This window comes from Pannonibacter sp. Q-1, from assembly GCF_054073275.1.
Window position 1 is genome coordinate 169,560 of sequence record NZ_JBSXNB010000005.1, and the last position, 16,668, is coordinate 186,227.

The 16,668-nt window shown below is 62.1% G+C and carries 13 protein-coding genes and 1 pseudogene; 11 read left to right on the plus strand and 3 right to left on the minus strand.

Translation table 11 applies throughout. From position 1 onward, the window contains the following. The first annotated feature begins 87 nt into the window (after positions 1-87). The 4 genes and pseudogenes from ACVNHC_RS15715 (at position 88) to ACVNHC_RS15730 (ending at position 4,284) form a co-directional block, all read left to right on the plus strand. On the plus strand, positions 88-882 hold the full coding sequence (locus tag ACVNHC_RS15715) for a crotonase/enoyl-CoA hydratase family protein (protein WP_094462758.1): 795 nt from the start codon (positions 88-90) through the stop codon (positions 880-882). A gap of 214 nt (positions 883-1,096) precedes the next feature. Beyond that, a pseudogene (locus ACVNHC_RS15720) lies at positions 1,097-1,375 on the plus strand (MarR family winged helix-turn-helix transcriptional regulator); the annotation flags it as partial. Beyond that, positions 1,372-2,244 (plus strand): amidohydrolase family protein, encoded by an 873-nt coding sequence (locus ACVNHC_RS15725; protein ID WP_094462760.1) that lies wholly within the window; start codon positions 1,372-1,374, stop codon positions 2,242-2,244. The pseudogene ACVNHC_RS15720 and the gene ACVNHC_RS15725, both read left to right, overlap by 4 nt. A 372-nt stretch (positions 2,245-2,616) precedes the next feature. Further along, entirely contained in the window at positions 2,617-4,284 is a 1,668-nt protein-coding gene (locus tag ACVNHC_RS15730; RefSeq protein WP_123193332.1) for a methyl-accepting chemotaxis protein, read from the plus strand. 124 nt (positions 4,285-4,408) lie between these two features. Here ACVNHC_RS15730 and ACVNHC_RS15735 read toward each other — a convergent pair whose 3' ends face one another. The 3 genes from ACVNHC_RS15735 to ACVNHC_RS15745 all read right to left on the minus strand — a co-directional run bounded on the left by ACVNHC_RS15735 (position 4,409) and on the right by ACVNHC_RS15745 (position 7,170). Continuing rightward, on the minus strand, positions 4,409-5,410 hold the full coding sequence (locus ACVNHC_RS15735; protein ID WP_094462762.1) for an adenosine kinase: 1,002 nt from the start codon (positions 5,408-5,410) through the stop codon (positions 4,409-4,411). Positions 5,411-5,467: 57 nt separating this feature from the next. Next, entirely contained in the window at positions 5,468-6,358 is an 891-nt protein-coding gene (locus tag ACVNHC_RS15740; protein WP_050473415.1) for a prephenate dehydratase, read from the minus strand. A 77-nt stretch (positions 6,359-6,435) separates the two neighbouring features. Beyond that, positions 6,436-7,170 (minus strand): 3-deoxy-manno-octulosonate cytidylyltransferase, encoded by a 735-nt coding sequence (locus ACVNHC_RS15745; RefSeq protein WP_457167933.1) that lies wholly within the window; start codon positions 7,168-7,170, stop codon positions 6,436-6,438. 198 nt (positions 7,171-7,368) lie between these two features. Here ACVNHC_RS15745 and ACVNHC_RS15750 point away from each other — a divergent pair, with 198 nt between their 5' ends. The 7 genes from ACVNHC_RS15750 to ACVNHC_RS15780 all read left to right on the plus strand — a co-directional run bounded on the left by ACVNHC_RS15750 (position 7,369) and on the right by ACVNHC_RS15780 (position 16,378). Continuing rightward, positions 7,369-7,914 carry a c-type cytochrome gene (locus ACVNHC_RS15750; RefSeq protein WP_050473413.1) on the plus strand — a complete coding sequence of 182 codons (546 nt, stop codon included), beginning with the start codon at positions 7,369-7,371 and terminating at the stop codon, positions 7,912-7,914. 275 nt (positions 7,915-8,189) lie between these two features. Beyond that, positions 8,190-10,070 carry an extracellular solute-binding protein gene (locus tag ACVNHC_RS15755; RefSeq protein ID WP_123195555.1) on the plus strand — a complete coding sequence of 627 codons (1,881 nt, stop codon included), beginning with the start codon at positions 8,190-8,192 and terminating at the stop codon, positions 10,068-10,070. Further along, positions 10,067-12,001, plus strand: coding sequence for an extracellular solute-binding protein (locus ACVNHC_RS15760; protein ID WP_457167936.1), 1,935 nt, complete (start codon positions 10,067-10,069; stop codon positions 11,999-12,001). The genes ACVNHC_RS15755 and ACVNHC_RS15760 overlap by 4 nt, the downstream gene beginning before the upstream one ends. Positions 12,002-12,053: 52 nt before the next feature. Further along, positions 12,054-13,169 carry a microcin C ABC transporter permease YejB gene (locus ACVNHC_RS15765; protein ID WP_457167938.1) on the plus strand — a complete coding sequence of 372 codons (1,116 nt, stop codon included), beginning with the start codon at positions 12,054-12,056 and terminating at the stop codon, positions 13,167-13,169. A gap of 3 nt (positions 13,170-13,172) precedes the next feature. Then, positions 13,173-14,327 (plus strand): ABC transporter permease, encoded by a 1,155-nt coding sequence (locus tag ACVNHC_RS15770; RefSeq protein ID WP_457167940.1) that lies wholly within the window; start codon positions 13,173-13,175, stop codon positions 14,325-14,327. A 26-nt stretch (positions 14,328-14,353) separates the two neighbouring features. After that, positions 14,354-14,593 (plus strand): hypothetical protein, encoded by a 240-nt coding sequence (locus ACVNHC_RS15775; protein WP_152967544.1) that lies wholly within the window; start codon positions 14,354-14,356, stop codon positions 14,591-14,593. 153 nt (positions 14,594-14,746) lie between these two features. Next, the gene (locus ACVNHC_RS15780) at positions 14,747-16,378 is read left to right on the plus strand and encodes an ABC transporter ATP-binding protein (protein ID WP_457167942.1); all 1,632 of its coding nucleotides are present in this window, start codon (positions 14,747-14,749) and stop codon (positions 16,376-16,378) included. The last annotated feature ends 290 nt before the right edge of the window (positions 16,379-16,668 follow it).

The following is a 16,668-nucleotide window of genomic DNA, read 5'->3' on the forward strand; positions in this document are numbered from 1 at the left end:
CCCCTCCTGAAATTTGTTTACAAGGAAACAATCCATCTGTAAACAATCAAAATCATGCACACGAAGATGGGCAGCGGGAGTAACGCCATGGACAGCACCGTCACCGGGGACATCGTCACCTATGAACTGAAGGGCAATGTCGCCCATGTCGGCCTCAACCGGGCCGAAAAGCGCAATGCCATCAGTGACCGGGTGGTCGAGGCCCTGGCCCTGGCCATTGCCCGCGCCGAGCGCGAGGCCAAGGCCGCCGTGCTCTTCGGCTATGGCAGCCACTTCTGCGCCGGGCTGGATCTGGCCGAACATGTGGAGCGTTCGCCGATCGAGGGCGTGCGCAATTCCCGCCGCTGGCATGCGGTGTTCGGCGGCATCGAGCATGGCACCATTCCCTGGATTTCGGCCCTGCATGGCGCCGTTGTCGGCGGCGGCCTCGAGCTTGCGGCCTCCACCCATATCCGTGTTGCCGATGCGACCACCTTCTTCGCCCTGCCGGAAGGCCAGCGCGGCATTTTCGTCGGCGGCGGCGGCTCGGTGCGCGTGGCACGGCTGACGGGTGTTGCCCGCATGACCGACATGATGCTCACGGGCCGCGTCGTGCCCGCTTCCAGCGCCGAAGCCTGGAACCTTGCGCAATATGTGGTGGGTGAGGGTGAGGCTCTGGCCAAGGCCACCGAACTGGCGCAAGCCGCCGCCAGCAATGCGGAACTGTCCAACTATGCCGTCATCAATGCGCTGCCGCGCATTCAGGACATGGCAAAGGAGGATGGACTTTTCGTCGAATCCTTTATTGCATCCTTCACGGCCACGAGCCCGGAAGCCGAAGAGCGCCTGCGCGCCTTCCTCGAGAAGCGCGCCGCGCGGCTGAAGGCTCCGGGCGCCGCCTGAAGGAGATGCCATCATGGCCATGGATGCGGACGTGATCTGCCCGAAGCAGGGTGAGGTGGAAATCGGCAAGCTGGATAGCGCCGTCGGCTTCCTGCTGCGCATGGCGCAGCTCAAGGTCTACGAGCAGTTCTTCGCCGATGATGCCGAACTGGTGATGAAGCCGGGCGAATTTTCCGTGCTGTGGGTCATCTCCTGCAATCCGGGCATCCGCCAGAGCGCGCTGGGCAACCGGCTGATGATCAAGCGGGCGCATATGACCAAACTCATCCGCGCCTTCGAGGATCAGGGGCTTGTCTCCCGCCGGGTGCCGGACGAGGACCGCCGTGCGGTGGAGCTGACACTGACGGCGGAAGGCGAGGATCTGGTGGAGCGGACTAGCCGCTGGTTCTTCCGCCACGAGGAAAGAATTGGCGCCAATCTGGCCGCGGAGGAGCGCGATCAACTGGTGCATCTGTTGCGCAAGTTCATCGGGATTGAAGGGAGGCCCACATGAACATCGACGATCTGATTGCCATCGACTTTCACACCCACGCGGAAGAGCCCTGCTGCGGCCCGCGCGATGACGGCTATGACGAGTTTCAGGCCGGCATGGCCAAGTATTTCCGCAATCCGGTGTCGCACAATCACCTGCCCACGGTGCAGGAGACGGCGGACTATTTCCGCGAGCGCAAGATCGGCGCGGTGATCTTCCCCGTCGATGCGGAGCGCGAAACCGGCTTCCGCCGCTATGACAACGAGGAAGTGGCCCGGATCGCAGCCGAAAACAGCGACATCCTCATCCCCTTCGCCTCCATCGATCCGGCCAAGGGCAAGGCCGGTGCGCGCGAAGCACGCCGTCTGGTGCGCGATTTCGGCGTGCGGGGCTTCAAGTTCCACCCCACCATGCAGGGCTTTTATCCCAACGACCGCTCGGCCTATGTGCTCTATGAGGCCATTGCCGAGGAAGGGGCGATCACCCTGTTCCACACCGGCCAGACGGGTGTGGGTGCCGGCATGCGCGGCGGCATGGGCATGCGGCTGAAATATTCCAACCCGATGTATCTCGATGACGTGGCGGTGGATTTCCCCGACATGCCCATCGTGCTGGCGCACCCGTCCTTCCCCTGGCAGGAAGAGGCGCTGTCGGTGGCGACCCACAAGCCGAATGTCTACATCGACATGTCCGGCTGGTCGCCGAAATACTTCCCGCCGATCCTCGTGAAATATGCAAACAGCCTCTTGAAGCACAAGATGCTGTTCGGCTCCGACTGGCCGGCCATCACGCCGGACCGCTGGCTCGCCGATTTCGAGCAGATCGACATCCGCGACGACGTGCGCCCGCTGATACTCAAGGAAAACGCAAGGCGCCTTCTGAAGCTCTGAACGCTTCGCATTCCCTCTCAGATACCTGTCCCTGCCCGTCTGGCCTTGCCAGGCGGGTTTTTCATGTGGAGTTCAAAATATTCGAAAACTGGAAAATAATATGAATGGAGTTTTGCTCGATGGTATTATCTGTCTGGAAAACATCGATGAGGCAGTGTAATAACCCTTTATTGCACTATATGGCTTCAGTTTAGCCGCTCGTCGGGAAGTTGAATCTGATAAAAAATCAACCAGTAAATGCGTATAAATTGTCAATATTACTTATAGAAGAAAATAAATATTGGTAAACTGGACGTTATTAGACTTTTATTGAAATTTTCAATTAAGGAATGAACGTTAGCGTGAGCGAATGTCCATGTTTGGGAGTTCGCGATGACCATTCGCATCAAGCTTTTTCTTTCGCTGTGCCTTCTGGCGCTGGCGCTGTTTGCAACAAGCCTCGAAGGCTGGATTGCGTTGCAGGATGCATCCGACAGAACAGAATCTATCGTTGAAGGCCGGGTTGTTCCCATGGAACAGCTCAAGACCGTCTCGGACATGTATGCGGTCAACATCAAGGATACAGCGCACAAGGTCCGGTCAGGATACATGCCCTGGGCCGACGGCGAAGCCCGGGTGAAGGAGGCGCTGGCCATCGTCGAGGCTCAGTGGATGGCCTATAGCTCAACTTCCATGGGGTCTGAGGAAAAAAGGCTGGCTGCCGAGGTTGTCTCTACCAAGTCCCGCGCAGAGCCTGCCATCAACAAGCTGGCGGGCATTCTGCAGGCACAGGACGCGGGGGCTCTCGACGCCTTTGTGCTGAATGAGCTTTATCCTGCGGTTGATCCGGTCGGCGAACCGATTGCGCAGCTGATGAACCTGCAGATCCAGATGGCACAGCAGGTCTACGCGGAAGCGGTGAAAGACCGCATACAGTCCAAGACGATCATGATCGTCATTGCCGCCGCATCCATTCTTGTCATCGCTTTCGCCGGATACACCGTGGTTACGGGTGTGACGCGGCCTTTGGCTGGCATGCAGGGCGCCATGCGCCAGCTGGCTGAGGGCAATCTGGAAGCCGATGTGCCCTATCTCACCCGCAAGGACGAGATCGGCTCCATGGCAGCTGCCGTGCAGGTGTTCAAGGACAATGGCCTGGAGCGCCGCCGTCTGGAAGCTGAACAGGCGGAACAGCGTGCCGTCGCCGAGCGCCGGGCGATGGCCATCGAGCAGGTGATCAATGGCTTTGACAGCGATGTGAGCCTGATCCTGCGCACCGTCGCCGCCGCCTCTTCCGAACTTGAGGCAACGGCTGCGTCTCTGTCTGCTTCGGCAGAAGAAAGTGCCCAGAGCGCCACAACGGTCAGCGCGGCCTCGGAGCAGGCGTCGGCCAATGTGCAGACTGTCGCCGGGGCGTCGGAAGAGCTGGATGCATCCATCGCGGAAATCGCCAACCGGGTGCAGTCATCGGCAGATGTGGCGGGCAAGGCCCTGAAGGCCGCCAATGAGACCGAGACGATGGTGGAGGGGCTGGTGGCCTCCGCCGAGAAGATCGGCAGCGTTGTGGAACTGATCAACGACATTGCCGGCCAGACCAATCTGCTGGCACTCAACGCAACCATCGAGGCGGCGCGGGCCGGAGAGGCGGGCAAGGGCTTTGCCGTCGTCGCCACGGAAGTGAAATCGCTGGCCAGCCAGACCGCGAAGGCCACCGAAGAGATTGATGCCCAGATCACCGGCATGCAGGGCGCCACGGGCCGTGTCGCCGCCGCCATCCGCTCGATTGGCGACATCATCCAGCGGATTTCGGAATCGTCTTCTGCCGTTGCGGCCGCCGTGGAGCAGCAGAGCGCGGCGACGCGCGAGATTGTCCGCAACATCACGGAAGCTGCCACAGGCACGCAGCAGGTGTCGTCCAACATTGTCGCCGTTACGCAGGCGGCAACTCACACGGGGGCGGGCGCATCGCAGGTTCTCACCTCCTCGCAGGAGCTGGCACGCCAGTCCGAAACGCTGAAGGGCAAGGTGGAGACCTTCTTCGCCGATATCCGCGCGGCGTGAGATCCCCCAGCGGCCTCGAAAGCCCTGGCAGGAAACAGGCCTGCATATGACATGAAAAACCCTCCGGCGGTTCACCTGCCGGAGGGTTTTTCATTGTGCGCCCTGGTATCAACGCGCCCCGGTATCAGAGCGTGAAGCCGCTGTCCGTGGCGAGGGACTTGAGGCTCTTCTGCGGGCGGGCGCCCACGTGGGCAATGACTTCAGAGGCGCACAGGCAGCCGAGGCTGGCGGAGGTGGCCAGATCGAAATCATGGGCAAGGCCATAGAGGAAGCCGGAGGCGAAGAGATCGCCCGCGCCGGTCAGGTCGGCGACCTCGCTCACCTCGTTGGCGCGCACGTGCACGGTTTCCTCGCGGGTGATCGCCATGGCGCCATCCTCGCCGCGGGTCAGGGCGGTCAGCTTGCAGCTCTCGGCTGCGGCGCGGATGGCCGTATCGATGTCGGCGGTCTGGTAGAGTGCCTTCAGCTCGTGCTCGTTGGCAAACATCAGATCCACCACACCGTCGCGCAGCAGTCCCTGGAACTCGCTGCGGTAGCGGTCGACACAGAAGGAATCGGACAGGGAGATGGCGACCAGCCGGCCATTTTCATGGGCGATCCGGGCAGCCTGCAGGAAGGCCTCCTTGGCAGCGGGGGGATCCCACAGATAGCCTTCCATGTAGGTGACGGCCGAGGCGCCGACGACCGCCGGGTCCACGTCTGCCGGCGACAGCTCGACGCAGGCCCCCAGGTAGGTGTTCATGGTGCGCTCGCCATCCGGCGTGATCAGGATCATGGAGCGGGCAGTCGGCACGCTGTCCACCAGCGGGGCCGTCTCGAAATGCACGCCCGTGCCCTTCATGTCATGGGCGTAGCTGGCGCCCAGAACGTCATTGGCCACCTTGCCGAGATAAGCCGGCTTGCCGCCGAGCGACGCAATGCCTGCCGCCGTGTTGCCCGCGCTGCCGCCCGAGATCAGCACGGTCTGGCCCATGCGCTCGTAAAGGCGCAAGGCCTCCGCCGTGTCGATGAGGCGCATGGAGCCCTTCACAAGGTTCTCCCGCACGAGGAAATCTTCCTCCACATGGGCGAAGACGTCGCAGATCGCATTGCCGATGCACAGGGCATCAAAGGCCGGTTTGGTCATATGGCAGTCCAGAGTTGCCGGGCCGCGCAGACGGTGCGCGGCCGGAAGGATTGGAGATCAGACGGAAGGGGTCGGGCGCAGGGCGCGGTTGGCCTCGGGCTCGCGGATCTTCTCGCGGAAGGGGCTGGCCCGGTAGACGCCGAGGATCTTCAGTTCGGCGCAGTAGAAGGCAAGCTCTTCCAGCGCCAGCGCCACGGACGGATCATCCGGATGGCCCTCGATATCGGCATAGAACATGGAGGCGAAGAACTGGCCTTCCAGCTGGTAGGATTCCAGCTTGGTCATGTTCACACCGTTCGTGGCAAAGCCGCCGAGCGCCTTGTAAAGCGCGGCCGGCACGTTGCGGACGCGGAAGATGAAGGTGGTGATCACCGGCTGGCCGTTGTTGGCCGCACGCGCCGGGCTGCGCGAGAGAATGAGGAAGCGCGTCGTGTTGTGCTCCGCATCCTCCACATTGCGCCTCAGGATATCGAGGCCATAGACATCCGCCGCCATTTCCGGGGCAAGGGCCGAGGCCGTCAGGTCGCCGCTCTCGGCAATCTGGCGGGCGGAGCCTGCGGTGTCTGCGCCGACAATGGCTTTCAGGCCCAGCTCGCGGATGATGTTGCGGCACTGGCCGAGGGCCATCACATGGCTCTGCACGCTCTTCAGCCCGTCCAGCGTCGCGCCCTTCAGCGCCATCAGCTGGAAGCGGATCGGCATGAAATATTCGCCGATGATGTGCAGGCTGGAGCGCGGCAGCAGGTAATGGATGTCGGCCACGCGGCCCGCGATGGAATTCTCCACCGGGATCATGCCGAAATCGGCCTCACCCGATTCCATGGCCGTAAAGCAGTCCTCGAACGTCGCGCAAGGGATGGCCTGGTAATCCGGATAAACGCTGTGGCAGGCCATGTGCGAATTGGCACCGGTCTCGCCCTGAAACACGATTTTCTTGCGGTCAGACATGGACGTCCGCTTTCTGCTGTTTGAGGCTCTCTGCGATTAAAGAGGAAGTGCCCGGAGGGCAAGGCCGGAAGAGGGGCTTAGCGCCCCTCGAACAGCTTGCGCACGTGATCGAGATCCTCCGGCGTGTTCACGTCGATGGGCACGGTCGGCGTCAGGCACACATCGATTCGCATGCCGTCTTCCAGCGCGCGCAGCTGCTCCAGCTTTTCCCGCAGCTCAAGGCCGGAGGGCGGCAGGGAGACGAACCGGTCCAGCGCGCTGCGCCGGTAGGCATAGACGCCGATGTGCTGGTAGAGCGGGCCGGAGCCGGTGGGGGCGGTGGCGCGGGTGAAATAGAGGGCGCGGAAGCGCTCGCCGTCCACAGGCGTCACCACGGCCTTCACGAAGGCCGGGTTGTTGCGGCCCTCTTCGGTGCGGATTTCGGTCATGATGGTGCCGATGTCCACGGAGGGATCGGCCAGCGGCAGGAAGGCGGCGCGGGCCGCTTCCGGGGCAATCAGCGGCACATCCCCCTGCAGATTCAGCACCACATCGAACTTGCGCTCCGGATCGAGAATGTTCGCCGCTTCCTGGATGCGGTCCGAGCCGGACTGGTGATCGGGACTGGTCATGACGGCGTGGCCGCCGTGATCGCGGACGGCCTCGAAGATGCGCCTGTCATCGCAGGCGACCGCTACCGGGCCGATATCCACCGCCAGAGCCTGCTCCAGAACCCGGACGATCATGGGTTTGCCAGCTATGTCTGCAAGGGGTTTTTCCGGCAAACGAGTCGCTGCCAGACGCGAGGGTATAATAACAAGTGCCGATGTCACGCCTTGCTCCGGGTGCTGCCGGGCCCCCACTTCTGCGTCTTAATGCGTAGAAGGCCCAATTTCCTTGTGCCGGGACTTTTATACCTATGGACAGCGGCGTCAAAAAATTTGTAGTTTCCAGCCCAAATTCATGGAGCAGATTATGGTTCCGCCTCTGGGGGTGCGGGCCATGGACGCGTTAATCTGGAGCCAGACCTGATGGATTCCTTCGAGCTGAACAAGGCCGCGGGAGCGGTTTTGATGGTGCTTCTTCTGACGATGGGCGTGGGCATCGTCTCTGATGTGATTTTTGAGACCAAGGTGCCGGAGAAGCCTGGGTACGAAATCGAGGTGGCAGAGGCAGGTGAAGGTGCGGCTGCACCGGCTGCCGCGGAAGCTGTTCCGCTGCCGCAGCTGCTGGCCGCTGCATCGCTTTCTGATGGCGAAAGGGCCGCCAGAAAGTGCGTTGCCTGCCACAGCTTTGAAAAGGGCGGCCCGAACAAGGTCGGTCCGGATCTGTGGGACATCGTCGGCCGTGCGCCGGGTGCGCATGAGGGCTTTGCCTATTCCGCCGCGATGAAGGCCTATGGCGAAACCCATACCGCCTGGACCATCGAAGAACTGGATGCCTTCATCGAGAACCCGCGCGGCCACATGCCTGGCACGGCCATGGGCTTTGCCGGTCTCAAGCGTGCAGAGGAGCGCGCTTCCATGCTGGTTTACCTGAACAGCCTGTCGGACAATCCGGCTCCGCTGCCGCAGTAAAGCTGCACGGCACAGAAAACGCAGGAACCGCGTCCCCCCAGGGCGCGGTTTTTGTTTGCCCGGTTTTTGTTTGCGTGGATTTCCGGTTCCCCGGACTTGCGCTTCCGTGTCCGGCGGGCACTGCCGGTTAAATTTCTGTCATCTCCCGTTTTACCCGGTGACGGCACGGCACATCGCCTTTTACTATAGCGGCGGTTGCGGCTGATTTGAGCCCGCGGCAGGCTGTATCCATCATGGGCGGCTGGCCGGCGGACCGCTGGACAGGAGAACAGTTGATGACGCTAGCCCGCAAGGCTTCCTTCCGTGCATTGATGACAGCGGCAGTCATGACCATGGCTTGCTGGCAAATGAGCGGGGGGCAGGCAAGGGCTGCAGAGGAGCCGCAATGGCGCCATGCCACGGCACTCACCGGTGAACCGCGCTACGGGGCGGATGCCACCCACTTCAACTATGTCAATCCGGATGCCCCCAAGGGCGGTACGGTCAAACTGTCTTCCATCGGCGGCTTCGACAATTTCAACGTGCTCGCCCCGCGCGGCAATCTCGCGCCCGGCCTTGGCCTCATCTACGAAAGCCTGATGGAATCCTCGCTCGACGAGTACGACATCAGCTCGATGTATGGCGTCATTGCCGAGGCCATGCGCTATCCGGACGACTATTCCTGGGTCGAATACCGGCTCAACCCGAAGGCCCGCTGGCAGGACGGCACGCCCATCACGGCGCAGGATGTGATCTGGTCCTTTGAAAAGGCGATCGAACTCAGCCCGCAGCAGAAATTCTACTACAAGGACGTGAGCAAGGTGGAGGAGCTGCCGGGCGGCGTCATCCGCTTCAGCTTTGCCTCTGCCGGCAACCGCGAACTGCCGCACACGGTCGGCCAGATCCTCGTCTTGCCGAAACACTGGTGGGAAGGCACGGACGCGCGAGGCAACAAGCGCGATATTTCCCGCACCACCCTTGAGCCGCCGCTTGCCTCGGGTCCTTACCGGATGAAGAGCTTCGTCGCCAACCGCGAAGTCGTTTATGAGCGCGTCCAGGATTATTGGGGGGAAGACCTGCCGATCCGGGTAGGTACCAACAATTTCGATGAAGTCCGCTACATTTCCTTCCTCGACCGCACGGTTGCCTTCGAGGCTTTCAAGGGCGGCCAGTACGACTTTCACCTGGAGAATAGCGCCAGCGCCTGGCTGAAGAACTATGACTTTCCGGCTGCGCGCGATGGCCGCGTGGTGAAAGAGGAGTTCATCGACCACGGTTCGGGCCGGATGCAGGCCTTCGTGCCGAACCTGCGGCTGAAGAAGTTCCAGGATCCGCGCGTCCGCCTGGCGCTGAACTACGCCTATGACTTCGAAACCAGCAACACCATCATCTCCGGCGGGCTGAACAAGCGGATCAACTCCTATTTCGCCGGCACCGATGAACTGGAAGCCAAGGGCCTGCCCGAAGGCAAGGAGCTGGAGATTCTGGAAACCGTGCGCGATGAGGTGCCGCCGGAGGTCTTCACCACGCCCTATGTCAACCCGGTCGGGGGCTCTTCTGAAAAGGCGCGTGCCAACCTGCGCGAGGCGGTGAAACTGCTGCGCGAGGCAGGCTACAGCCTTCAGAACGGCAGGATGGTGGATGCACAGGGCACTCCGCTCTCCTTCGAGATGCTCTATTTCGACCAGGGCGCGGAGCGCACGCTGCTGCCCTATCAGCAGAATCTGCGGGACATCGGCATCACGATGACCTTGCGGGTCGTTGACATGCCCCAGTACATCAACCGCGTGAACAGCCGCGATTTCGAGATGACGACGCTGGTTTGGGGCCAGTCCCTCTCACCGGGCAACGAGCAGCGCAACATGTGGGGCTCGGAATCGGCTGACCGCGAGAATTCGCAGAATTACGCCGGCATCCGGAACCCGGCCGTCGACAAGCTGATCGACAGGGTCATTTTCGCCAAGGACCGCGAAGAGCTTGTGGCCGCCACACGGGCGCTGGACCGGGTGCTGCTCTGGAACCACTACGTGATCCCGCAATTCTACGCTGACGTGGACCGGACGGCCCGCTGGAACCGCTTCGGCCATCCGGACAACATGCCGGAGTTCACCTACGGGTTCCCAACGATCTGGTGGTATGACGCCAGCCTGGCAGCCAAGACGGGAGGCGCGCGATGAGCCGGTCTGACACCCTGTCCCGCCGTTCTCTTCTCAAGCTGGGCGCCTCGGCGTCCGCGCTCGGTGTCCTGCCCTGGAGCGCTTCGGCCTTCGCGCAAGGGACAAGTCCTGCAGCGCCTGATGCTGCGGCGACTGCAGCAGCGGAAGCGGCGGCAAGGCCGGACCTGCGCCACGGGTTGTCGGTCTTCGGTGACCTGAAATATGCGCCGGACTTCACCGCCTTTGATTATGTGAACCGGGAGGCGCCAAAGGGCGGACGTCTCGTCTTCACGGCGCCGAGCTGGGCCTTCAACCAGAACCCGCAGACCTTCAACACCTTCAACACCTTCATTCTGAGGGGCGATGCGCCGCCGCGCATGGAAATGTGCTTCGACACGCTGATGACCCGGGCGCTGGACGAGCCGGATGCGGTCTATGGCTTGCTCGCGTCGGGCGTGGAGATTCTCGATGACGGTAACCGCTATGTCTTCCATCTGCGCCCCGAAGCCGTGTTCCACGACGGATCGCGCCTGACGGCGGAAGATGTGGCCTTTTCCTTCAATCTGCTGAAGGAGAAGGGCCATCCGCTGCTCGTCCAGATGCTGCAGGAGTTTACCACCGCCAATGCACTGGATGTGTCGCGGGTGGAGGTGATTCTCTCCGGCAATCACAGCCGCCAGCTGCCGCTGATCGTGGCCGGGCTGCCGGTCTTCTCCAAGCGCTACTACACAGCCTACGACTTCACCCAGTCGACGCTGACCCCGCCCCTGTCGTCCGGCCCCTACAAGGTGGGCCGCTACGAAGTTGGCCGCTTCATCGAATATGAGCGGGTCAAAGGGTGGTGGGCCAAGGATCTGCCCGTCAACGTGGGGCAGGGCAATTTCGACGTGATCCGGCTTGAATTCTTCCGCGAGCGCCAGGTGGCCTTCGAGGCCTTCAAGAAGGGCGTGATGACCTTCCAGGAGGAATTTACCGCCAGAACCTGGGCGACCGAATACAACTTCCCAGCCGTGCAGGACGGCCGGGTGGTGAAGAAGGAATTTCCCGACAACCGGCCCAGCGGGGCACAGGGCTGGTTCTTCAACACCCGCCTGCCGAAATTTGCCGATCCGCGCGTGCGTGAGGCGATTGGTTTTGCCTTCGACTTCGAATGGTCGAACCAGAACCTCTTCCACGGCGCCTATACCCGCACCCAGTCCTTCTTCCAGAAGACGGAGATGATGGCCGAAGGCACGCCTTCGGCGGAGGAACTGGCGCTGCTGGAGCCTTTCCGCGCTGATCTGCCGGAAGCCGTTTTTGAGGAAGCCGTCGTGGCGCCGGTCTCCGATGCGTCAGGCAATGACCGCAACCTGCTGCGCCGTGCCGCCGGCCTTCTGGCCGAAGCCGGGCTGAAGCGGGATGGCGGCACGCTGCTGGATGCGGATGGCAGGCCTTTCACCATCGAATTCCTCGACAATTCCTCCGCGTTCGACCGTGTCGTCCAGCCCTTCATCACCAACTTGCGCCGCCTCGGCATCGCGGCAACGTCCCGCGTTGTCGATCCGGCGCAGTATGAGTCGCGGTTGAACAGCTTTGACTTCGAGATGACCAGCCGCCGCTTCTCCCTGTCGCCGACGCTGGGCGAATCGGTCCGCAGTTTCTGGGGCAGCCGGGCCGCCAAGACCAATGGCAGCTACAATCTGGCCGGTATCAGCAGTCCGGTCATCGATGCGCTGCTTGAAAAGGCCATTGGCGCAGCTACCCGCGAGGAGATGAATATCGCTGCGCGGGCGCTCGACCGGGTTCTGCGGGCCGGGCATTACTGGGTGCCGCACTGGTTCAAGCCTGTTCACACGGTGGCAATCTGGGATGTGTTCGGCTATCCCGATGAGCCGCCGTACTATGATTTTCCGGTGGAATCGACCTGGTGGTTTGACACCGAAAAGGCAAAGAAGATTGGCATGGGGGGCTGAGAGGCACTGACGCCTCGCATCCATTCCGGCACAAGGGCACAAGACCAGACACATGGGCGCCTATATTCTCCGCCGCTTGCTCCTCATGATCCCGACGCTTGTGGGGATCATGGCGATCAATTTCGTCATCATTCAGTTTGCCCCCGGTGGTCCGGTGGAGCGGGTCATCGCCCAGCTTTCGGGCACCGATGTTTCGGCCACATCGCGCATCAGCGGCGGTGGCGGCGGCGACTTCGGCGGTGCGGGTGGGCAGGCGCAGGCCACCGCCGGCGACAGCGTCAGCTCCAAGTACCGCGGCGCACAGGGGCTGGATCCCGATTTCATCAAGCAGCTTGAGGCGCAGTTCGGCTTCGACAAGCCGCCGCTGGAGCGGTTCCTCACCATGCTGTGGAATTATGCCCGCTTCGATTTCGGCGAGAGCTACTTCCGCGACATCCGCATCATCGACCTGATCAAGGAAAAACTGCCGGTTTCCATGTCGCTCGGCATCTGGATGACGCTGATTTCCTACACGATTTCCATTCCGCTCGGCATCCGCAAGGCGGTGAAGGACGGCTCGCGCTTCGATATCTGGACGTCAGGGGTGATCATCGTTGCCTATGCGATCCCCAGCTTCCTCTTTGCCGTACTGCTGATCGTGTTGTTTGCCGGCGGCTCCTTCTACGACTGGTTCCCCTTGCGCGGCCTCACCTCCGACAACTGGGAGCAACTGTCGCTCTTCGGCAAGATCGCGGATTACTTCTGGCACATGGCCCTGCCGCTGGCCGCCATGGTGCTCTCCGCCTTTGCCACGACGACCCTGCTCACCAAGAACTCGTTCCTCGACGAAATCCGCAAGCAATACGTGATCACCGCCCGTTCCAAGGGCCTGACCGAGCGCCAGGTGCTCTATGGCCACGTGTTCCGCAATGCCATGCTGATCGTGGTGGCGGGCTTCCCCGGCGCCTTCATCTCGTCCTTCTTTGCCGGATCGCTGCTGATCGAAACCATCTTCTCCCTCGATGGTCTGGGTCTGCTCGGCTTTGAATCGGTCATCAACCGGGACTATGCGGTGGTCTTTGCGACGCTCTACATCTTCTCGCTCATGGGGCTTCTGGTGAACCTCCTCTCCGATCTCACCTACACCTGGATCGATCCCCGGATCGACTTTGAAAGCCGGGAGGTCTGAGCCATGGACAGCACCAGCACGGCATCCGCCTCTCCCGTGGCAGCGCCTGCCCCGCGCGGCCGCTTCTCCCTGTCGCCGATCAACCGGCGCCGTCTCGCCAATTTCCGGGCCAACCGGCGCGGCTACTGGTCGCTCTGGATCTTCCTCGTGCTTTTCGGCCTGTCGCTCATTGCGGAGGTTCTGGTCAACGACAAGCCGGTGCTCGTCTCCTACAAGGGCGAGCTGCTGGCGCCTGTTCTGGTCGACTATCCGGAAGAGAAGTTCGGCGGCTTTCTCGCTGTCACAGACTACCGCGATCCCTTCATCCAGGACGAGATCAGCGCCAATGGCTGGATGGTCTGGCCGCCGGTGCGCTATTCCTACCGGACGGTCAACCGCGACATTCCGGTGCCGGCCCCGGCGCCGCCCTCCTGGATGATGGACAAGGAGCAGCGCTGTGCCCGCTATCCGCTGGGCGCAGAAGACCCCGGCTGCACCATGGGCAACTGGAACTGGCTCGGCACCGATGATCAGGGCCGCGATATCCTCGCCCGCCTCGTCTACGGTTTCCGCATTTCGGTGATCTTCGGTCTTGTGCTCACCATCGCCTCCTCGGGCATCGGCATCGGTGCGGGCGCGGTGCAGGGCTTTTATGGCGGCTGGGTGGACCTTCTGTTCCAGCGTTTCATCGAGATCTGGAGCGCCATCCCGACGCTCTATCTCATCCTGATTATCTCCTCCGTGCTGATACCCGGCTTCTGGACCTTGTTCTTCATCCTGCTTGCCTTCTCATGGGTGTCGCTCGTGGGCGTCGTGCGGGCGGAATTCCTGCGCGGGCGGAACTTCGAATATATCGCCGCAGCCCGTGCGCTCGGCGTGTCCAACCGCACGATCATGTGGCGGCACCTTCTGCCCAACGCCATGGTGGCGACGCTGACCTTCATGCCCTTCATCCTCAACGGCTCGATCTCGACGCTGACGGCGCTGGATTTCCTCGGCTTCGGCCTGCCGCCCGGTTCCGCCTCGCTGGGCGAAATGCTGGCGCAGGGCAAGAACAACCTTCAGGCCCCGTGGATCGCCATCACCGGCTTCTTCGTCATCTCGCTCATGCTCAGCCTGCTGATCTTCATCGGCGAGGCGGTGCGCGACGCCTTCGATCCGCGCAAGAGTTTTGTGTGATAGACTTGCGCCAAAGGAGCTTGGCCATGAACAGGATCGTCAAGACAGGGTACCCGGTCGAGAACCTGCCAGAAGACCTGCGCGCAGGCCTTCCTGCCGGTACGCGTGTGCAGGTGACTGTAGAAGGACCAGGTCTTGAGCATCAGCAGGCCGGCCATAGTCTGGAGGCGCTTTTTGCGCAGGTTCCTGCCGGGGTTCGGCGGTCTTCCAGGGCTCTTCTGGAGGCCCTTGATGCCGAGCGTGACGGATGGGGGCGGCAGAGCTGATGCCGGACAGGCTTCATCTGGCGGCGGCTCTTTCAGCCAATGCAACATATTTCATGTCTCTGGACCGGCGCCTGACGCCGCCTGCCCCATTGCAGAAGCTTGGCCTTGATGAGGCCGCTCTGACGATGTTGAGAACCCAAGGTGCCTGACCCAATGACCGACACGCCGCTTCTTTCCGTCAAGGATCTCTGCACCGCCTTCACGCAAGGCGGGGCAACCAGTCTTGCGGTCAACAAGGTGAGCTTCGATCTGCGGCCCGGCGAAACGCTGGCGCTGGTGGGGGAAAGCGGATCGGGCAAGTCGGTGACGGCCATGTCGATCCTCAAGCTTCTGAACTATCCGTCCGCGTCCCATCCGGGCGGCACGATCCATTTCAAGGGCAAGGAGCTTGTGTCGGCCAGCGAAGAGGAAATGCGCAAGCTTCGCGGCAACGACATTTCCATGATCTTCCAGGAGCCGATGACCTCGCTCAACCCGCTGCATACGGTGGAGCGGCAGATCGAGGAAATCCTCAAGGTCCATCGCGGCATGGGCGGCAAGGCCGCACGGGCGCGGGTGCTGGAACTGCTGACGCAGGTGGGCATTCCCGAGCCGGAAAGCCGCCTTGGCTCCTATCCGCACCAGCTCTCCGGCGGCCAGCGCCAGCGCGTCATGATCGCCATGACGCTGGCCAACGAGCCGGAGCTCTTGATCGCCGACGAGCCGACCACGGCGCTCGACGTGACCGTGCAGGCGCAGATCCTCAAGCTCCTCAAGGACCTTCAGACGGCGCGCGGCATGGCCATGCTGTTCATCACCCATGACCTTGGCATCGTGCGCAAGATCGCTGACCGGGTCTGCGTCATGACGAAGGGCGAGATTGTCGAGCAGGGGCCGGTGGAGGAGGTGTTCCGCAATCCCCAGCACACCTATACCCGCCATCTGCTGGCTGCCGAGCCCAAGGGCGAGCCGCCCGCCGAGGACCTGAGCCGCCCGGTGGTGGTGGAAACAAAGGACCTGAAGGTGTGGTTCCCCATCCGCCGTGGCCTGCTGCGCCGCACCGTGGGGCACGTGAAGGCGGTGGACGGCATTGACCTCACCCTGCGAGAGGGGCAGACGCTGGGCATTGTCGGCGAAAGCGGCTCCGGCAAGACGACGCTAGGCCTTGCCATCCTGCGCATGATTTCCTCGCAGGGCGCCATCCGTTTCAAGGACAAGACCATCTCGGGCCTCTCCTGGGATGATATGCGCCCGCTGCGGCGCGACATGCAGATCGTGTTTCAGGACCCCTTCGGCGCGCTCAGTCCGCGCATGTCCGTCGCCGATATCGTCGGCGAGGGACTGCAGGTGCATCAGCCGCGCCTGAGCGAGGCAGAGCGGGACCGGATCGTTGCCAAGGCGCTGGAGGAAGTGGGGCTGGATGCTGCCTCCCGCTTCCGTTATCCGCATGAGTTTTCCGGCGGCCAGCGCCAGCGGATCTCCATCGCCCGCGCCCTCGTGCTGGAACCGAAGTTCGTCATGCTGGACGAGCCGACATCAGCCCTCGACATGAGCGTGCAGGCGCAGGTGGTGGATCTCCTGCGCGATCTGCAGAAGCGGCGCGGCCTTGCCTATCTGTTCATCTCGCATGACCTTAAGGTGGTGCGGGCGCTGGCCAATGACGTCATCGTCATGCGTCATGGCAAGGTGGTGGAGGCAGGCCCGGCGACGCAGGTCTTCACCAGTCCCGCCTCAGGCTACACCCGCGCCCTCATGTCCGCCGCCTTCAATCTGGAAACGGCCGATGCAGGAGTGGTGAGTGAGTGATACCGGACCCCGATGAGCCTGGCTCATCGGGATTTGGTCAAGCCCGTGCGGCATCCGAGCCTCTTCAAGGCTTGATTCGTCAGCCTCTCGGAACCTTGAGGCGAATCAGTATTTTGACCTAGGTATTTATATTTACCAAAGGGAATTTTACGCGGTTTCTTATTGGTTCCAGGTTTACTGCACCAAAATACTTCTCTTTAGCCGCGGTTGATGGCTCAAGTTTACGTTTCGTTATGCGCTGTCCCTGAGAGTTGGGCTCTGTTTCCTTTTGGGAATGAGTCTGAGTTCGG

Bases quoted from the DNA above. Each gene is read 5' to 3' on its own strand.
- ACVNHC_RS15730 (WP_123193332.1), top strand. From the start codon at position 2,617: ATGACCATTCGCATCAAGCTTTTTCTTTCGCTGTGCCTTCTGGCGCTG.
- ACVNHC_RS15750 (WP_050473413.1), top strand. From the start codon at position 7,369: ATGGATTCCTTCGAGCTGAACAAGGCCGCGGGAGCGGTTTTGATGGTG.
- ACVNHC_RS15715 (WP_094462758.1), top strand. From the start codon at position 88: ATGGACAGCACCGTCACCGGGGACATCGTCACCTATGAACTGAAGGGC.
- ACVNHC_RS15755 (WP_123195555.1), top strand. From the start codon at position 8,190: ATGACGCTAGCCCGCAAGGCTTCCTTCCGTGCATTGATGACAGCGGCA.
- ACVNHC_RS15770 (WP_457167940.1), top strand. From the start codon at position 13,173: ATGGACAGCACCAGCACGGCATCCGCCTCTCCCGTGGCAGCGCCTGCC.
- ACVNHC_RS15760 (WP_457167936.1), top strand. From the start codon at position 10,067: ATGAGCCGGTCTGACACCCTGTCCCGCCGTTCTCTTCTCAAGCTGGGC.
- ACVNHC_RS15765 (WP_457167938.1), top strand. From the start codon at position 12,054: ATGGGCGCCTATATTCTCCGCCGCTTGCTCCTCATGATCCCGACGCTT.
- ACVNHC_RS15725 (WP_094462760.1), top strand. From the start codon at position 1,372: ATGAACATCGACGATCTGATTGCCATCGACTTTCACACCCACGCGGAA.
- ACVNHC_RS15735 (WP_094462762.1), bottom strand. From the start codon at position 5,410: ATGACCAAACCGGCCTTTGATGCCCTGTGCATCGGCAATGCGATCTGC.
- ACVNHC_RS15775 (WP_152967544.1), top strand. From the start codon at position 14,354: ATGAACAGGATCGTCAAGACAGGGTACCCGGTCGAGAACCTGCCAGAA.
- ACVNHC_RS15780 (WP_457167942.1), top strand. From the start codon at position 14,747: ATGACCGACACGCCGCTTCTTTCCGTCAAGGATCTCTGCACCGCCTTC.
- ACVNHC_RS15740 (WP_050473415.1), bottom strand. From the start codon at position 6,358: ATGTCTGACCGCAAGAAAATCGTGTTTCAGGGCGAGACCGGTGCCAAT.